The sequence below is a fragment of the Candidatus Enterococcus myersii genome (genome assembly GCF_017316025.1).
GTDB lineage: Bacteria > Bacillota > Bacilli > Lactobacillales > Enterococcaceae > Enterococcus_C > Enterococcus_C montenegrensis.
Genome location: NZ_JAFLVT010000008.1, coordinates 453,670 through 469,318 on the forward strand (window position 1 = coordinate 453,670; position 15,649 = coordinate 469,318).

The window sequence follows — 15,649 nt, forward strand, 5'->3', positions numbered from 1 at the left end:
GGACGTATTTTTGTCATAGGATAAGCTTGTCTAACGGTCCAAAATTTTTTGCTTTAGGAAAAAGTAGTGTAGTTTAGTAAAAAAAGTACCTCCGTAAAATTTCAAAGCAATTTTTACGGAGGTACTCTTTTTATCTGGCTAACAAAGTCAATAGAAGACTTAGAAAGTTTTTGCTGCAGCTTTTACTTCTGTTGTAGCTTTTGCCATAATTTCATCGACTTTGGTTGGGTCAAAGTCTAAGCCTTCAGCTAAAACTTCACTAAAGTCGCTGATACCAATGAAGTTCAATAGTTGGCGGGTATATTGGGCAGCGAAGTCTTGTCCGTTATAAAAACCGCCGCTTGCTTGAATATGCAATGCTTTTTTACCTGTAACTAAACCAACCGGACCTTCAGCTGTATATTTGAAGGTTTTACCGGCAACACAGATTGTGTCAAACCAGGCCTTTAAGCGACTTGGGATGCTTAAATTCCACAATGGGTTGGCAATCACGACTTTATCGGCCTTTTCAAATTGTTCTGTCAAACCATTAAAAGCAGCCAGCTTAGCTTGTTGCGCAGCTGTTAGCTCGTTAAATTGTGCCCCGTTCATTAAAGCGTGCCAGCCAGAAGTGATATCACCATCGATTTCAGGGAAATCAGCAGCATAAGGATTGACCACGATAATTTCATCGTTGGGGTTAGTTTCTTTATAAGTAGTTAAAAAGCTTTCTAATAATTGAATTGCATGAGAATCTTTGGCATCAAGGGGATGTCCTTTAACTGCAAGTAATGTTGTCATGTTTTTTTCCTCCAATTTTTTCCAGTACGTATTTGTTGCCACAATTAACAAGCGACATCAGTTTTTTTAACTATGTATGCGTATAAAAAAACGCACGTTGTGATTATAACGGTTACATTTAATAATTTTCAATTTATTTGCTTGTGAAAGACGATAAGTAAAATTTAAAAGGATTCAACTTGCATTTTTTCTTCTAATCAAGTAAAGTATACCTGTGTGCAATGCGCACCACCTGTCACTTGGTTTGGCGAGTCACCAACGCTTTACTCAGTCGCAGGGAGAATAATAATGTGAGGTGAAAAAACATGGCAATTTCAAAAGAACGTAAAAACGAAATCATGACAAAATTTGCACGCCACGAAGGCGACACTGGTTCTCCAGAAGTGCAAATCGCTGTGTTGACTGAAGAGATCAACCACTTGAATGAACACGCACGCGTCCACAAAAAAGACCACCATTCTTACCGTGGTTTGATGAAAAAAGTTGGTCATCGTCGTAACTTGTTAGCTTACTTACGTAAAACTGACGTACAACGTTACCGCGAATTGATCCAAGCTTTAGGATTACGTCGTTAGTCGTTATCGTCTTAAAAGTGAGGTTCAGCATGAATCTCACTTTTTTTGCTATAAAAAACTAAACAAAAGCTGGGGTAGTGGTAAGGCTAACTACTAACCAAATGAAAGCTTTGAAATGTTATTTTAAATTTTTCATTTGTTTAGTAGCAGCCCACTATCTACAGAAAGATAGGAGAACTTATGACAAAGCAAGTATTTAAAACAACTTGGGGCGGCCGCCCCTTGCAAGTTGAAGTCGGTCAATTAGCTAAACAAGCCAACGGAGCAGTTTTAGTCCGCTATGGTGATACAGCCGTATTGAGTGCAGCCGTTGCCTCAAAAGAAGCAAAAGATACAGATTTTTTCCCATTGACGATTAACTATGAAGAAAAAATGTATGCCGTTGGTAAGATCCCTGGTGGTTTTATTAAACGTGAAGGTCGCCCTTCAACTGACGCGACATTGACAGCCCGTTTAATCGACCGGCCAATTCGTCCAATGTTTGCAGAAGGCTTCCGTAATGAAGTGCAAGTAACCAATATTGTAATGAGCGTAGAACAAGATTGTTCACCTGCTATGGCTGCAATGTTAGGTTCATCTTTAGCGCTATCTATTTCAGACATTCCTTTTGATGGCCCAATTGCTGGTGTTGAAGTTGGTCGTGTCAATGGTGAATATGTGTTGAACCCAACTGTTGAACAAGCAGAAAAAACAGATATCGAATTAAGTGTAGCCGGGACAAAACAAGCAATTAACATGGTGGAATCCGGCGCTAAAGAAGTGTCAGAAGACGATATGCTAGGTGCTTTACTATTTGGTTTTGATGCAATTAAAGAATTAGTTGCTTTCCAAGAAGAAATTGTCGCAGCTGTCGGCAAAGAAAAAATGGAAGTAAAACTTTTACAAGTTAATCCAGAATTAAAACAAGACATTTACGACAACTACTACAATGTTATGAAAACTGCTGTTATGACAGAAGAAAAACTAGCTCGTGAAGATGAAATTGAGAAAGTAAAAGAAACTGTCAAAGAAGTTTACGCAGAAAAATTTGCTAATATTGAAACAGAAGACTTGGTTCAAATTACAAAAGAAATCAAGCAAGTAGCTGAAGACTTAGAAAAAGATGTGGTACGGGAATTAATTACAATTGATAAAATCCGCCCTGATGGTCGTAAGTTAGACGAAATCCGTCAACTTTCCTCAGAAGTTGGTTTATTACCACGGGTTCATGGTTCTGGTTTATTTACGCGGGGACAAACGCAAGCTCTATCTGCTTGTACTTTAGCACCATTAGGAGAACATCAAATTATTGATGGTTTAGGTGTGGAAGAGTCTAAACGTTTCATTCACCACTACAATTTCCCCCAATTTTCAGTTGGTTCAACGGGTCGCGCCGGCTCACCTGGTCGTCGTGAAATTGGACATGGTGCTTTAGGGGAACGTGCATTAGCACAAGTGATCCCAAGTGAAACAGATTTCCCTTATACAATTCGTTTAGTCGCAGAAGTTTTAGAATCGAATGGTTCTTCTTCACAAGCAAGTATTTGTGCAGGAACATTAGCATTGATGGATGCTGGTGTGCCAATTAAAGCGCCAGTTGCCGGCATTGCGATGGGTCTGGTTTCAGATGGTGAAAATTACACAATCTTGACAGATATTCAAGGCTTGGAAGATCACTTAGGCGATATGGACTTTAAAGTTGCAGGTACCAAAGATGGTATTACAGCACTACAAATGGATATCAAAATTCAAGGTATTACAGAACAAATTTTACGTGAAGCATTAGCGCAAGCGAAAAAAGCACGTTTTGAAATCTTAGAAGAATTAACTTCAACATTGGCGCAACCGCGCGAAGAGTTGAGCCCATATGCACCGAAGATTGAAATGATCCAAATCGATCCTGAAAAAATCAAAGTGGTTATCGGTAAAGGTGGCGACACCATTAACGGTATCATTGAAGAAACAGGCGTTAAAATCGATATCGATCAAGAAGGTAAAGTTTCAATCGCCTCAGCTGATTCAGAAATGATTCAAAAAGCGATTAAGATTATTGAAGAATTAACCAAAGAAGTAAAAGTTGGCGAAGTTTACTTAGGTAAAGTTGTCCGCATTGAAAAATTTGGTGCCTTCGTTAACTTAATCAAAGGTAAAGATGGCTTAGTTCACATTTCACAGCTCGCAAATGAACGTGTAAACAATGTAGAAGACGTAGTGAAATTAGGGGATGAAGTTTTAGTTAAAGTAACGGAAATTGACCGTCAAGGCCGTGTCAACTTATCTCGTAAAGCATTATTAAAAGACGATAACAAAGAAGACGCTAAATAATAAAAATAGGCTTGGAGCAGAGGTTTGATTAACCCTTGCCCCAAGCCTTTTTAGTTGGGAAAATGATAAGATTTTTCTTTCGCGCTGGTATTAAAAAATTCCCAATGCTATGAACTTTTATGGATATTGCGCTTCACAAATTACTCTGATAAGAAATAAGGTAAAACTTTTAAAAATTTGACGAACAATTTAAAAAAATTCACACTTATTTTTCCTAGGCTAAACGAGTTTACTTCGACTTTACTGTTAATTCTTTTGTGCTTTGATAAGTAACATCATAGGGCGACGAAGTTCTTCTTTCATGCCATCTTCATGCCACCTGTCTTTTGGCGGCAAGGGTTCTACCACATCTAAAAGCGTAAAATCATTTTTTAACAAAGTCTGCAAATAAGTTGTGAGGGTTCGATGATATTTTACAACTTTTTCCCCTAAGAAATTGGTTTTTCGTAAACCTTCTGTAAAGTAATGGTCAAGGGGATAATGTAAAATATTTCCATTGTCATCGTAATACCAATCTTCTGATCCTTCTGCCGTGAAGGCGGGATGTTCCACTGAAAAAAGTAAAATTCCCTCAGGTTTTAAGTAGCTTTTGATATTTGCAATTAAACTAGCAAAATCAGCGACATAATGAATAGCTAAAGAGCTCATGACGATATCAAAAGAATCAGCAGGAAATGAAATTGTGGCAATATCAGCTTGTAAATAATGGACAGGATATTCTTTTGTTTTTTGTTTGGCTACTGTTAACATTTTTTTTGATAAATCTACGCCGGTTACATTCTTTGCGCCGTATTTTGCGGCATAAAGACAGTGCCAACCATAGCCACAGCCAAGATCCAAAACTGTTTTTTCCTTAAAGTCTGGTAATAACTTTTGCAGCGTTGGCCACTCTCCAGCACCAGTTAAACCTTTTTGGCTGCGGTCCATTTGGCTGTACTTGTAAAAAAATGTTTCGTTGTCATAAATATTTTCCATGTTTTTTTCCTCCATGTCATTTTTTATTAAATGCCATGGCGTTTGGCTCTTTTATGGGCAATCATAGTATCAACCTACTTTCTCTTTTTATTTTAGCACGCTTAGTAGGAAATATCGCTGCGATAACTTTTTTTTACTTGTATAAATAATAGGCTTGCAATCAATAGGGTTAAAAATTCACTTAAAGGTAAGCTGCTCCATACCCCGACTATGCCAAAAGTTTTTCCAAGTAAAATTACAAAGGGGAGAATTAATACATAACCCCGCAGCAAAGCAACTGCAAAAGATTGTTTTGCGTAACCGACAGCAGAAAAGAAAATACTAAAGACGATAGTAAAGCAGGCACCAAACAAGGCTAAAAAGTAAATCCCCATCCCTTTGGTTGCAAGGTGTGTTAAGGTCGCATCGTGATCGCGATTAAATAAGCCGACAATTGGGAACTTGAAAAGAGTTATAACGAGATACAACAGGAAGGCTAAAAAAAAGCTAACGGTAAAACCGTAACGTAAATAGCTGAAAACTTTTGTTTCTTCTTTTTTTGCTGCCGCTTGTGAGATTAAAGGCTGAATACCCTGTGCAACGCCCGTAAACAAAGATAAGCCGACAAGTAAGATATTGGCAAGTACGCCATATGCTGCTACAGCGATATCTCCGCTTAGAGCAAGCAGCACTTGATTGAAAACTAAAATGCTAATGCCGGTACTCATTTCGGTCAAAAAAGAAGCTAAGCCTAATTGTGTGCTACAGCTGATGGTCTTGAATTTTGGTAATGTAAATTGCCAAATTAAACGACGGTTGGCTTTCTTTTTGTGAGTACTTAAAATCAATAAACTTAAAACGGGAGCTAATACAGTAGCTAGTGCAGCCCCGGCCATTCCCATATTCATTGGGAAAACGAAAATATAGTCAAAGATAATATTAAAAAGACTAGAAAAAAGCATAGCTTTCATCGCCAGTTGCGGATTATGATCATTGCGAATAAAGGCTAAGACCAAATTGTTGCAAATGAAAAAAGGCGCCATAATTAAAATGAAACGTAAGTAGGTCGTAGTTAGCGGCAATGTGGCCAAACTTGCTCCCAGTAAAGAAGCTAAAGGTGCTGCAAAAATTAAACCCAACAAAGTAAAGAGGAGTCCGATGATAATTCCTGTCAAAAGCAGCTGGGAAAAGTAATTTTTTTGTCCTCCTTTTAAGACAAACAAGGTAGCACCTCCCATTCCTAAAAGTAGTCCTAAACCATTCAAAAGGTTAAAGAGCGGTAAAGCAATATTAAGAGCAGTTAATCCTAAAGTTCCTACACCATTTGCAATAAAAAAAGTGTCGGCTAGAATATACAAAGACAAACCAAAAGTACTTAAGACGCTCCGCGTGACATAGCCTCTAATTTCTTTCATAAAAATTCCTCCAAAAAAAGAGCAGAACTTTATCCTCCATTGGCCTATGGGATAAAGTGCTACTCTCAACAATTTTTTGTTGGCAAAACCCGGCGATTTTGCAGATATGTGAATGAATTCATTTTAGCAACTTGCCAAATATTACGCAATCTTAATGAGCAAAGGTTCATTTTATTTTTCAAATTAAGTTGTTACATAAGCAAATAATGGAAAAAAGACCAGTTTTAATTTTGTACCTTAATAATAAGGAGATGAGAAGATGGTCTATCAATGCTTATTGGAAAGAGATGAACGAGCAATTTGGCAAATTTATTCGTTGGGACAAAGAGGTGAGCTGGTTGCATATGAGCACTTGCAAGCAGCATTTCATTTCGCTAAGACAAAGATTCAGCGCTTGTGTGATTGGTGGGCAGAAATTGAGGAAAAAGAGGCAGTCGGAATATATTTTACGCCACAAAATGCCGGTATTCAGGTTGAATTAGCAGATCATTTTTGTCAAACGCGTTTGTGGCAAAGACTTTTGTCTGAAAGTTTGACATTTCACTTGTTGTGGCAAAAACTAAACGATCCCCTGGTAACGATCACGCAACTTTCACAGCAGCACTATATTGCCCGGAAAACAGTGTGGCGACGTTTAGAAGGACTTCGGCCATTGTGGTTAAATTTCAATTTACGCTTAGATGATAATTTTCAAAGCTGCCTGATGGGTTTGGAAAGTCAGAAACGTTACTTGATTTTGCAGTTAAAAAAGATGCAGATGCTGCCCTTTGAAAGAGATAGTGCAGCACTATTGTCCTACATGCAAGAACTTAGCTTAAAGCGTCAAAATTTTGGCTTTAAACTAACCCCGATGGAAGCAAAAATCTTACATAGTCGTGCACCACAACTTCCTTATCAAATTGATGAAAGAGGATGGCTATATTTATTGCGTCAATTATTAGGAAATGAGATTTGGTTACCTAAAAGTTATCAAACTTTCGTTACTGCATTAGAAAACCACCCCCATTCACTTGGTTTAACGCCAACAGACACAAAAGAAATTTATCGCTATCATTTATGTTTGCAGCTTTTTTGTGGCGATAGCTTTGAGGAGTTTTTAACGCCTCGCTGTATTTTATCTGAGGCTTATTTGATACAAGAGTTCAGTGAAAAATATGTGGATAAGTATGCAAGATTCACCCGCAATCATCGCTATGTCGTTAATGGCTATGATTACGCATTGAAAAAGAAGTCTTCTTCTTTAGAATTTGCTTAAATCTACTTTTTTAAGCGAAATTTATTGCATATAATTATAATTTTATTGTAAATGATGATAAAATATAAGCAATAAGTGACGAAAGTAGGTGGCAGAATGCTGGAGTTATTTTGGTCTTTCATTGTTGGTAGCACTTTAGGTCTATTGGCTGGATTAATTATAGGAAATGATATTCGTAGTGGTTTTTTAGGCTATATGATAATAGGTTTTTTAGGTAGTTGGGTCGGGCGAATTTTTCTTGGTCCCACTGGTCCGCAAGTTGGTGGCTTCTACGTAATTCCCGCTTTAGTTGGTTCGGTGATGTGTCTAGCAGTCTGTTCATACCTTTTACAAAAAATTCGTCAGTTCGGTTTTTATTAGTCAGTTTTAGCCATGCAGTTCGCATGGCTTTTTTTTATGGGATTAAATGGCTCACTCTTTTGTAAACGCTTTACATAATGTTATGTTAAAATTAATTGAGCTATTATTTTTATCGTCTTAAATTTTCCTTTAAAGGAGGTGCCTGATGGGATTTTGGAGCCGTTTATTTGGCAAGGAACAAACCGATACAACGCAGCGACAAGTTGTTTCACAAAACAATGCAGTGGCACACAAAACGCAAACTGACAATGATCAGTGGGAAGAGCTACCTTTTTTTATTCCCAATGAGGATGACAATGAACTTATAAGTGTGATTACTACAAGTATTGCTGCTGGGAACGAAGAGGGAAGTTCTTTTGTGGTCAAAAAAATTATGAAAAAAAATCCTGAAACGCAATTAGTGGCAATCATTGCTGCAAGTATTGCCGCCGGGGTAGCACCGGATTCACAATTTATTGTAAAAAAGATTTATCAAAGAAAATGACGGAGGGATTATATGTTACGGAAGTTCAAAATTTCAATTGATGGCAAAGAGTATTTAGTCGAAATGGAAGAAATTGGTGGCGTAACACCGCAAGTACCAGCACCAATGCCTGCTGCAGCCACACCACCACCAACGCCAACACCGACAGCGCAACCTGTATCAGAAAGCACACCAAAAGATAAACCAAAATCTACCGCTGCATCAGCAGGTAGTCACACACTCAGTGCCCCTATGCCAGGTACAATTTTAAAATTGTTAGTAAATCCCGGCGAGTCAGTGACAGCGAATCAACCCGTAATGATTTTAGAAGCGATGAAAATGGAAAATGAAATTGTAGCACCAAAAGATGGGACAGTTGCTGAAATCTTTGTGCAGGTGGGGGCAATTGTCAACGCAAGTGATCCCTTGATTGCCTTTAATTAGCAGTTAGGAGGGAAATTTGTTGTCAAAAATTAAATTTATGGAAACCGTTTTGCGCGATGGTCAGCAAAGCCTGATTGCCACTAGGATGCCAACGCGGGATATGTTACCGATTTTAAAAACGATGGATCAAGCGGGGTATCATGCATTAGAAATGTGGGGTGGTGCCACTTTTGATGCATGCTTGCGCTTTTTGGACGAAGATCCTTGGGAAAGACTACGAGCTATTCGCAAAGAAGTTAAAAATACCAAACTCCAAATGCTTTTGAGAGGACAAAATTTACTTGGTTACAAAAATTATGCTGATGATGTGGTGACTGAATTTGTCAAAAAATCCGTTGAAAATGGTATCGATATTGTGCGTATTTTTGATGCTTTAAATGATACGCGCAATTTAAAAACTTCTGTGGAAGCTTGTAAAGCAGCTGGGGGACATTGTCAGACCGCAATTTCGTATACAACCAGCGATTTTCATACTGTTGATTATTTTGTCGCCCTAGCAAAAGAGATGGCCGAACTTGGAGCGGATTCGATTTGTATTAAAGATATGGCAGGGGTACTTGTACCTCAAACCGGGTTTGAACTTGTTAGTCGTATTAAAGATGCTGTTAGTTTACCAGTGGATGTGCACGTGCATGCGACAAGCGGGATTGCGGAGATGACGTATTTAAAAGTAGCTGAAGCCGGAGCAGATATTATTGATACGGCAATTTCTTCTTTTGCTGGTGGGACGAGTCAACCGGCGACAGAATCTGTAGCAATCGCCTTAGCTGGATTAGGTTATGAAACGGGGTTAGATCTAGGAAAATTGGAAAAAATTGCCGATCATTTTAATCCTATTCGCGACCGCTTCAGAAATGAAGGAAAATTAAATCCAAAAGTAAAAGACGTGGAACCAAAAACATTGCTGTATAAAGTGCCTGGTGGGATGTTGTCTAATCTTTTAAGTCAATTAAATGAACAAGGTTTAGGAGATAAGTACGATAAAGTTTTAGCTGAAGTGCCAAAAGTGCGGGCTGACTTAGGTTATCCGCCGTTGGTTACACCGCTGTCACAGATGGTAGGAACGCAAGCGTTAATGAATATTATCAGTGGTGAGCGTTACAAATTAGTACCAAAAGAAATTAAAGACTATGTCAAAGGATTGTACGGCAAGCCGCCAGTAGCAATTTCTGAAGCGATTAAAGAAAAAATTATCGGTAATGAAAAAGTGATTACCGAACGTCCCGCTGACTTACTGGCGCCACAATTACCAGGTTTTGAAGCCGAAATAAAGGAGTATGCCCGTTTCATGGAAGATGTCTTAAGCTATGCTGTTTTTCCACAGCAGGCTAAAGATTTCTTGGGCCGCAGAGAAGATCCATTTTACGATGTGCCATTTCAAAATGTCTCGGTGAAAATAGAAGTATAGCAAAGTGATTATCATATTTTTGTTAGTAAAAGGCCCGAATAAAAGGTGGCGCTAAAAAAGCAGTGACAAAAATTTTGTCACTGCTTTTTTGATGTAATACTAAGTTAGTAGCTATAACAGCGGCATCGTTTAAGGCGAGTGTAGCTGCGCCGACTTAAACTCAAGCGGGCGTTTTTATGACAAATAACTTGCCACTTTCGTTGTAATCAAGTCGACAGCGACGTGATTTTCGCCACCTTCTGGCACGATGATATCTGCATAGCGCTTGGTTGGTTCAATAAATTGGTGATACATTGGTTTTACTACTGATAAGTATTGTTCAATGACCGAGTCAAGCGTACGACCTCGTTCTTCCATATCCCGTTTAATACGGCGGATAATGCGAATATCATCATCAGTATCCACATAGATTTTAATATCCATCAAGTCCCGTAAACGTTCATCTTCTAAAATTAAAATTCCTTCTAAAATAATGACTTCTTTTGGTTCTTGCACGATGGTTGCTTTACTGCGGGTATGGGCCACATAGTCATAAACGGGTTTTTCAATTGCTTCATAACACATCAATTTTTTGATATGTTCAATCAAAAGATCAGTATCAAAAGCAAAAGGATGATCGTAGTTTGTATTCAGGCGTTCTTCAAAGCTTAAATTACTTTGATCTTTGTAGTAAGAATCTTGTTCCAGCATCATGATGGAGTGGTCGGGAAAATTATTGAAAATTGCCCGGCTGACACTTGTTTTACCACTACCAGAGCCACCAGTCACACCAATAATGATGGGCTTGTTCTTTGTCATGAGAAAACCTCTTTCATTTTTTGTACTAGGTCTATTATATAGATTTTTTCAGAAAATGCTATGCTTTTTCGTTAAATGACGCGCCTAAAATAGGATAGAGTTGATCTAATACTTTGACTTCATAGGTTGGTTTGATATCTGGTAATAATTGTTTTGCTTCAGGATTTAACCAGACACTGTCTAAACCAGCATTGTTAGCTCCTTTAATATCAGAGGTTAAAGAGTCCCCAATCACCAAAGCCTTTTGGGCAACAAAGTGGGGGATACGGCGGGCCACGTAGTCAAAATATTCTGACATTGGTTTTTGATAGCCGGTATCTTCTGAAACAAAGATATCTTTAAAATAAGGGAGTAATTTTGCATCTTCTAAGCGCTTGTATTGCGTTTCAGAAACGCCGTTTGTTACGACATATAAATCGGCTTTATTCGCCAAATCGGCGATAATGCGGCGGCTATTGCCTAATAATTGGTGTCCTTGGGTTAAATAGTGGCGATAGTTTTGATCAAGCGCGGGACCATCGACATCTTTGCCTAAAGTTGCAAATAATTTTTGAAACCGGCCGTTGGTCACTTCTTGGCGACTTAACTTACCTTGTTCATAATCAGCCCACAATTTGTGATTCATCGTCTTGTAATATTTTTCAATTTCTGGTGTTAGGGTCATATTCAGCTGAGCAAAGAGCTTTTGTAAGGCTTGGTCTTCGGCTGCTTTAAAGTCCAGTAAAGTATCATCTAAATCAAATAACAGGGTAGAATAATTCATTTTATTCGCTTCTTTCTATCTAAAATAAGGTTTTAATAAGGTTAATTGCGCTTTTGTTAAAGGGAAATAATCTCCGGGCTGCGAGTTTTCAGGTAAATATAAAGGTCCCATAGCAAGTCGGCGTAAAGTTAGTACTTTTTTTCCACAAGCTAAAAACATTTTCTTGACTTGATGGAATTTACCTTCCCAGATGGTTAGACGGATATAGCTGCGCTGATTTTTCGTATCTATTTGGAGTATTTCTAAATTGGCGGGTTTGCACTGTGTACCATCCAAAAAGATAATCCCATCTCGAAATTTAGTGATATCAGTTTCGGTTACGATTTCATTAATGCAAGCTTCATAAACTTTGGTTACTTTTTTTTCAGGGTGCAATAAATCATAACCGAGTGGCCCGTTGTTTGTTAAAAGTAAAAAACCAGAAGTATCGCGATCTAGGCGACCAACAGCGTATAAATCGGGATACCTGTCAGCTTTTTTTAAACAATCAAAAACAGTTTGGTGGTTTAGATCAGAGTTAGCAGTTACCACGCCAGCTGGTTTATCTAATAAATAATAGGCTTCGTCGGTAAAGAGCTGTTGATTGCCGACCATGATTTTATGGATTTGACTATCGACGTTACGATTTTGTTGGCGTTCCTTTGTGCCGTCAATTGTTACCTGTCCACTTAAAAAAAGGCGTTTCATTTCTTTGCGGCTGGTATGTAGTGCCTCTTCAATTAATTTGTCTAAGCGCATACTTACTCCTTTATTCAATAGCAAAGTCTTGTCTATTATAGCGAAAAAAAGAGGGATTTACAGCAAAACAGCACTTTCCTTGACTTAAATTTAAATAAGGCCTAAGGTTAAATAGTAAAGTAAATAAAGTTTCTCATACACACAGCGTTACGACCTGGTGGAGAAAGTTTTAACCGACTTTGACAGGACAGTTGTGCATACGACTGTCCTTTTGCGTATTTTTATACGCACCACACTGATGTGCTGAGTAACAAATTTGCTTTTAAAGATTACCGCATTGCGGCCAAAATTTAGGAGGAATTTAGTTATGGCAGTAAAATTAAATGTAGAAAAAAGAGCAATCCGTCCCCGTTCCCTACGCAATAAATTGCGTCACGAAGGTAAAGTACCAGCAGTTGTAAATGGTTACCAAATTGAAAGTACACCAATTGCAGTTGATGCGGCAGCTCTTGAAAAAATCTATCGTGAACACGGCGCCAATGCTGTTATCGTATTAAGCATTGATGGTAAAAACGTGAACACATTAGTCCGCGGCACACAATCAGATACTTTTACTAAAAAATTAACACACGTTGAATTCTTGTCAGTAAATATGACAGAAGAAACAGAAGTTGAAGCCGAAGTAGTGCTTGTCGGCGAAGCAGCAGGCGTGAAAGCCGGCGGTGTGTTGACACAAACATTATACAATGTCGTTGTTTCAGCAACACCAGACAAATTACCAGAACGCATTGAAGTAGATGTTACGGCTCTTGAAATTGGGGATGCCTTATCAGTTGCCGACTTGCCAAAAGATGCTGACTTCACGATTGTAACTGATCCTGAAGAACAAATCGTAGCTGTAAGTGAAGCGCAAGCCGCTGAAGAAGAAACAGAAGAAGCACCAGCACCAGAAGCACCAGCTGAAGCTGAATAAATTTGACTTAAAGCGCCGCTTTTTTGCGGTGCTTTTTTTCTTTTGTAAAGTAAAATTACAGCAACTTTTCCAATTTAAACAAAGCTTTTACAAATTACCTTTATAAGTGCAATTTTTTTGCATTCTTACTTATTTAAAGTATGATAGACATAGAATCGATACTGATGTTTAACCTACGAATTAAGATGGTAAAAAAACCATTTCTAAAAAAATGAATCGTAGTAAACACTGCCTTAGGAGGTTTTGAATTTGTTTGAAGTATTTGATAAAAAACGTAGCCGCTTTGCTTCTGTTGGCGTTGTTTCTAGCATGCCAGGAGAATTAATTGACAGCATTTGGTTCATTATCGACCTTGATTTAAAAGGAGTAGTACCTTTAAATAATTTAATCGCTTTTGAATTACTAAATCATGATGGCAAAGTGACCATGCATTTTTCGCAAGAAAATAGTGAAGTTGAGATGGATATAGACTTACCTTTCCCATTTTCTTATGAATTACCTCAAGAAGTTTATGCTTATGACGATGGAAAACAACAAACAATCTTGTTGCCAAGTGAAACAAATCGTTAGAGATATTTACTCTCACCTTGAAAGGTGAGAGTTTTTTTTTACGATCAAAGGTTTTTTACCTGAGATAGCTAGTGTGTTTAAAGATCGTTTGCTCCTGGGATAATGCGAGGGCTAATAAGAAATGATTGACAAGGGGGAGTTTTACGGTTAGAGTAGTGAACATGCGATGAGTCGATAAGACCAACTTGTTTGGTCGAGTCAAACAGCAACACCAGAAGGAAACTTCACTGCCGGATTTGCAGGGTGTTGGAAGTGAGGTAGTGGACGACCAAGCTTCTACCAATTTTGGTACTGGAAAAAGTAGCTTTGAGAATTTTCTCTCAAAGCTACTTTTTTGTTTTACCGTTTAACATGAGGCAAAATAAAAAGTTCTTATAAAAAAGGCGGAAAGAAAAAGTTACGAGAACTTTTTCTTTTCCGCCTTTACATTTATTATGCCAGTAATAAATGAATAGTTAATGCGTTTGATTATTTTGCTTTTTCGGCAGCGTAGATAGCGTTACGTTTTTTCATTTCTCGTGCATACCAGACAAAGATTAATAAGTAAGCGACTAAGGCTAAAGCTGCGTATAAGACAAAGGTGATTTCACCTTGAGAAGCGTTTCCGACTAGGTAAGCCAAGAATTTTTCAACTGGGCCTTCCATCGTTGTATGAGAAATCAAAGCATCTGCATTTAAACCTTTAGGGAATGCGCCAACTTTTTTAGCTGTTTCTGTAATAAATGGTGCCATTAATGTACCAGACCATAAGAAGACAGGTAATTCGATTGCACCGATAACGATCATGCGGATTAATTTCCCGCGTGTTACAACTAACAATGCTGGTGTAACACCCATTGCAATGATACCACCAAGCGGCAATAATTTATTACCAGGTAAGATCATAGCTTCTAATAACATAATTGGTGCTAAAACGTTCGCGGCAGCCCAAATTTCGGCACGGCCTGCGATGAACGGCCAGTCTAAACCAATGTTTAATGTGCGACCTTTTAATTTGTTGCTGGCAAAATCAGTAATACCTTGTGATAGAGGTTCAACAGCTGCGATAAACCAAGCACCGATCATTGAGAATAACTCCAAACAGGTTGCGGCTGTAAATGCTAAAGCGAAGATTTGTGTTGGTGTTTGTCCAGCTAACATCCCCACGAAGATACCTAAATAAATACCAATTGCAAATTTAGAACCCCAAAAACCGATTTTACTGTTCAATTTAGCAGCATCAAAATCGTATTTATCTAACCAAGGGAAAACTTTGTCAAAAATTTTATCAAAAACCATAATAATTGGATTCATCATATAGTTCATGTGGGTGGTTGTCATTGGGTTAGCATCAGGTGCATTTAATAAATCGTTAAAAGTTGGTTTCATCAAGTCAGAGTTGATGATTTTCAATACACCGATGAAGATAACCAATGCTGTTGCGATAAACAAGTTGGCACCACAAAAGATTGCAAATAAGCCAACGATAGATAAATGCCAAATATCAAAGATATCAACATCTAATGTATTGGTACGATTTAAAACTAACATTACAATATTGACAATTACCATAATCAATAAGAAATAAAGTGTGTAAGGGGAGCCCCAAGTAATAGTAGCAAGAGGAGCCCAACCAACGTCAGTGATATTTAATGAAAGACCTGTACGTTCAACAAATGATTGCATGGCATCAGCAAATGATGTCGATAAAATATTAATAATAGCTCCGATACCGGTTAATGCAATCCCTAATTTAAGCCCACCTTCTAATGCTTTGGTGAATTTTACTTTGAATAATAGTGCGATTAACGTTAAAACAATTGTCATTAATGGCGCTGCCCCTAAATTGATTAAGGGTTGAAAGACCTTGTTGGCTAAATCAATAACTGTACTCATATTTTCTTCTCCTCTTTAGATAGTGCCAACGGAG

General features: G+C 38.1%; 16 protein-coding genes. 9 read left to right on the forward strand and 7 right to left on the reverse strand.

Annotated features, from left to right (window positions below; genetic code table 11):
- Positions 1 to 159: 159 nt before the first annotated feature.
- The gene (locus JZO76_RS07745; protein ID WP_206903534.1) at positions 160 to 780 is read right to left on the reverse strand and encodes an FMN-dependent NADH-azoreductase; all 621 of its coding nucleotides are present in this window, start codon (positions 778 to 780) and stop codon (positions 160 to 162) included.
- A 305-nt stretch (positions 781 to 1,085) separates the two neighbouring features.
- Between JZO76_RS07745 and rpsO the strand changes: the two genes are divergently transcribed.
- Both rpsO and pnp read left to right on the forward strand, forming a co-directional pair.
- A complete protein-coding gene (gene rpsO / locus JZO76_RS07750) occupies positions 1,086 to 1,355 on the forward strand; it encodes a 30S ribosomal protein S15 (protein WP_016173693.1) in 270 nt (89 codons plus the stop codon).
- A 180-nt stretch (positions 1,356 to 1,535) separates the two neighbouring features.
- On the forward strand, positions 1,536 to 3,659 hold the full coding sequence (gene pnp, locus JZO76_RS07755) for a polyribonucleotide nucleotidyltransferase (protein WP_206903535.1): 2,124 nt from the start codon (positions 1,536 to 1,538) through the stop codon (positions 3,657 to 3,659).
- A 246-nt stretch (positions 3,660 to 3,905) separates the two neighbouring features.
- Here pnp and JZO76_RS07760 read toward each other — a convergent pair whose 3' ends face one another.
- Together JZO76_RS07760 and JZO76_RS07765 are read right to left on the reverse strand one after the other, a co-directional pair.
- The gene (locus JZO76_RS07760; protein WP_206903536.1) at positions 3,906 to 4,634 is read right to left on the reverse strand and encodes a class I SAM-dependent methyltransferase; all 729 of its coding nucleotides are present in this window, start codon (positions 4,632 to 4,634) and stop codon (positions 3,906 to 3,908) included.
- 101 nt (positions 4,635 to 4,735) lie between these two features.
- Entirely contained in the window at positions 4,736 to 6,028 is a 1,293-nt protein-coding gene (locus tag JZO76_RS07765) for an MATE family efflux transporter (RefSeq protein ID WP_206903537.1), read from the reverse strand.
- A gap of 259 nt (positions 6,029 to 6,287) precedes the next feature.
- On the opposite strand from JZO76_RS07765, the gene JZO76_RS07770 reads away from it, so the two are divergent.
- The 5 genes from JZO76_RS07770 (at position 6,288) to JZO76_RS07790 (ending at position 9,958) form a co-directional block, all read left to right on the forward strand.
- Positions 6,288 to 7,283, forward strand: a complete 996-nt coding sequence (locus JZO76_RS07770) for a helix-turn-helix domain-containing protein (RefSeq protein ID WP_206903538.1) — start codon at positions 6,288 to 6,290, stop codon at positions 7,281 to 7,283.
- Between the two features lie 96 nt (positions 7,284 to 7,379).
- Positions 7,380 to 7,643: a GlsB/YeaQ/YmgE family stress response membrane protein gene (locus JZO76_RS07775; RefSeq protein ID WP_206903539.1), complete on the forward strand. Its 264-nt coding sequence runs from the start codon at positions 7,380 to 7,382 to the stop codon at positions 7,641 to 7,643.
- Positions 7,644 to 7,788: 145 nt separating this feature from the next.
- On the forward strand, positions 7,789 to 8,127 hold the full coding sequence (locus JZO76_RS07780; protein ID WP_206903540.1) for a hypothetical protein: 339 nt from the start codon (positions 7,789 to 7,791) through the stop codon (positions 8,125 to 8,127).
- 12 nt (positions 8,128 to 8,139) lie between these two features.
- The gene (locus tag JZO76_RS07785) at positions 8,140 to 8,550 is read left to right on the forward strand and encodes an acetyl-CoA carboxylase biotin carboxyl carrier protein subunit (protein WP_206903541.1); all 411 of its coding nucleotides are present in this window, start codon (positions 8,140 to 8,142) and stop codon (positions 8,548 to 8,550) included.
- Between the two features lie 19 nt (positions 8,551 to 8,569).
- Positions 8,570 to 9,958, forward strand: a complete 1,389-nt coding sequence (locus tag JZO76_RS07790; RefSeq protein WP_206903542.1) for an oxaloacetate decarboxylase subunit alpha — start codon at positions 8,570 to 8,572, stop codon at positions 9,956 to 9,958.
- Positions 9,959 to 10,132: 174 nt separating this feature from the next.
- On the opposite strand, the gene udk is transcribed toward JZO76_RS07790, so the two are convergent.
- From udk to JZO76_RS07805, 3 genes are read right to left on the reverse strand one after another with little or no spacing between them, the layout of a single operon-like run.
- Positions 10,133 to 10,756 (reverse strand): uridine kinase, encoded by a 624-nt coding sequence (gene udk, locus JZO76_RS07795; protein WP_206903543.1) that lies wholly within the window; start codon positions 10,754 to 10,756, stop codon positions 10,133 to 10,135.
- Between the two features lie 58 nt (positions 10,757 to 10,814).
- Positions 10,815 to 11,519, reverse strand: a complete 705-nt coding sequence (locus JZO76_RS07800; RefSeq protein ID WP_206903544.1) for a YjjG family noncanonical pyrimidine nucleotidase — start codon at positions 11,517 to 11,519, stop codon at positions 10,815 to 10,817.
- Between the two features lie 15 nt (positions 11,520 to 11,534).
- On the reverse strand, positions 11,535 to 12,257 hold the full coding sequence (locus tag JZO76_RS07805; protein ID WP_206903545.1) for a 16S rRNA pseudouridine(516) synthase: 723 nt from the start codon (positions 12,255 to 12,257) through the stop codon (positions 11,535 to 11,537).
- Between the two features lie 307 nt (positions 12,258 to 12,564).
- Between JZO76_RS07805 and JZO76_RS07810 the strand changes: the two genes are divergently transcribed.
- Both JZO76_RS07810 and JZO76_RS07815 read left to right on the forward strand, forming a co-directional pair.
- Positions 12,565 to 13,170, forward strand: a complete 606-nt coding sequence (locus JZO76_RS07810) for a 50S ribosomal protein L25/general stress protein Ctc (protein ID WP_206903546.1) — start codon at positions 12,565 to 12,567, stop codon at positions 13,168 to 13,170.
- A 249-nt stretch (positions 13,171 to 13,419) separates the two neighbouring features.
- Entirely contained in the window at positions 13,420 to 13,740 is a 321-nt protein-coding gene (locus JZO76_RS07815) for a DUF960 domain-containing protein (protein ID WP_173103702.1), read from the forward strand.
- A 468-nt stretch (positions 13,741 to 14,208) separates the two neighbouring features.
- Here JZO76_RS07815 and JZO76_RS07820 read toward each other — a convergent pair whose 3' ends face one another.
- Complete coding sequence (locus tag JZO76_RS07820) at positions 14,209 to 15,615, reverse strand: PTS galactitol transporter subunit IIC (protein ID WP_206903547.1); 1,407 nt, start codon at positions 15,613 to 15,615, stop codon at positions 14,209 to 14,211.
- Positions 15,616 to 15,649: the final 34 nt, after the last annotated feature.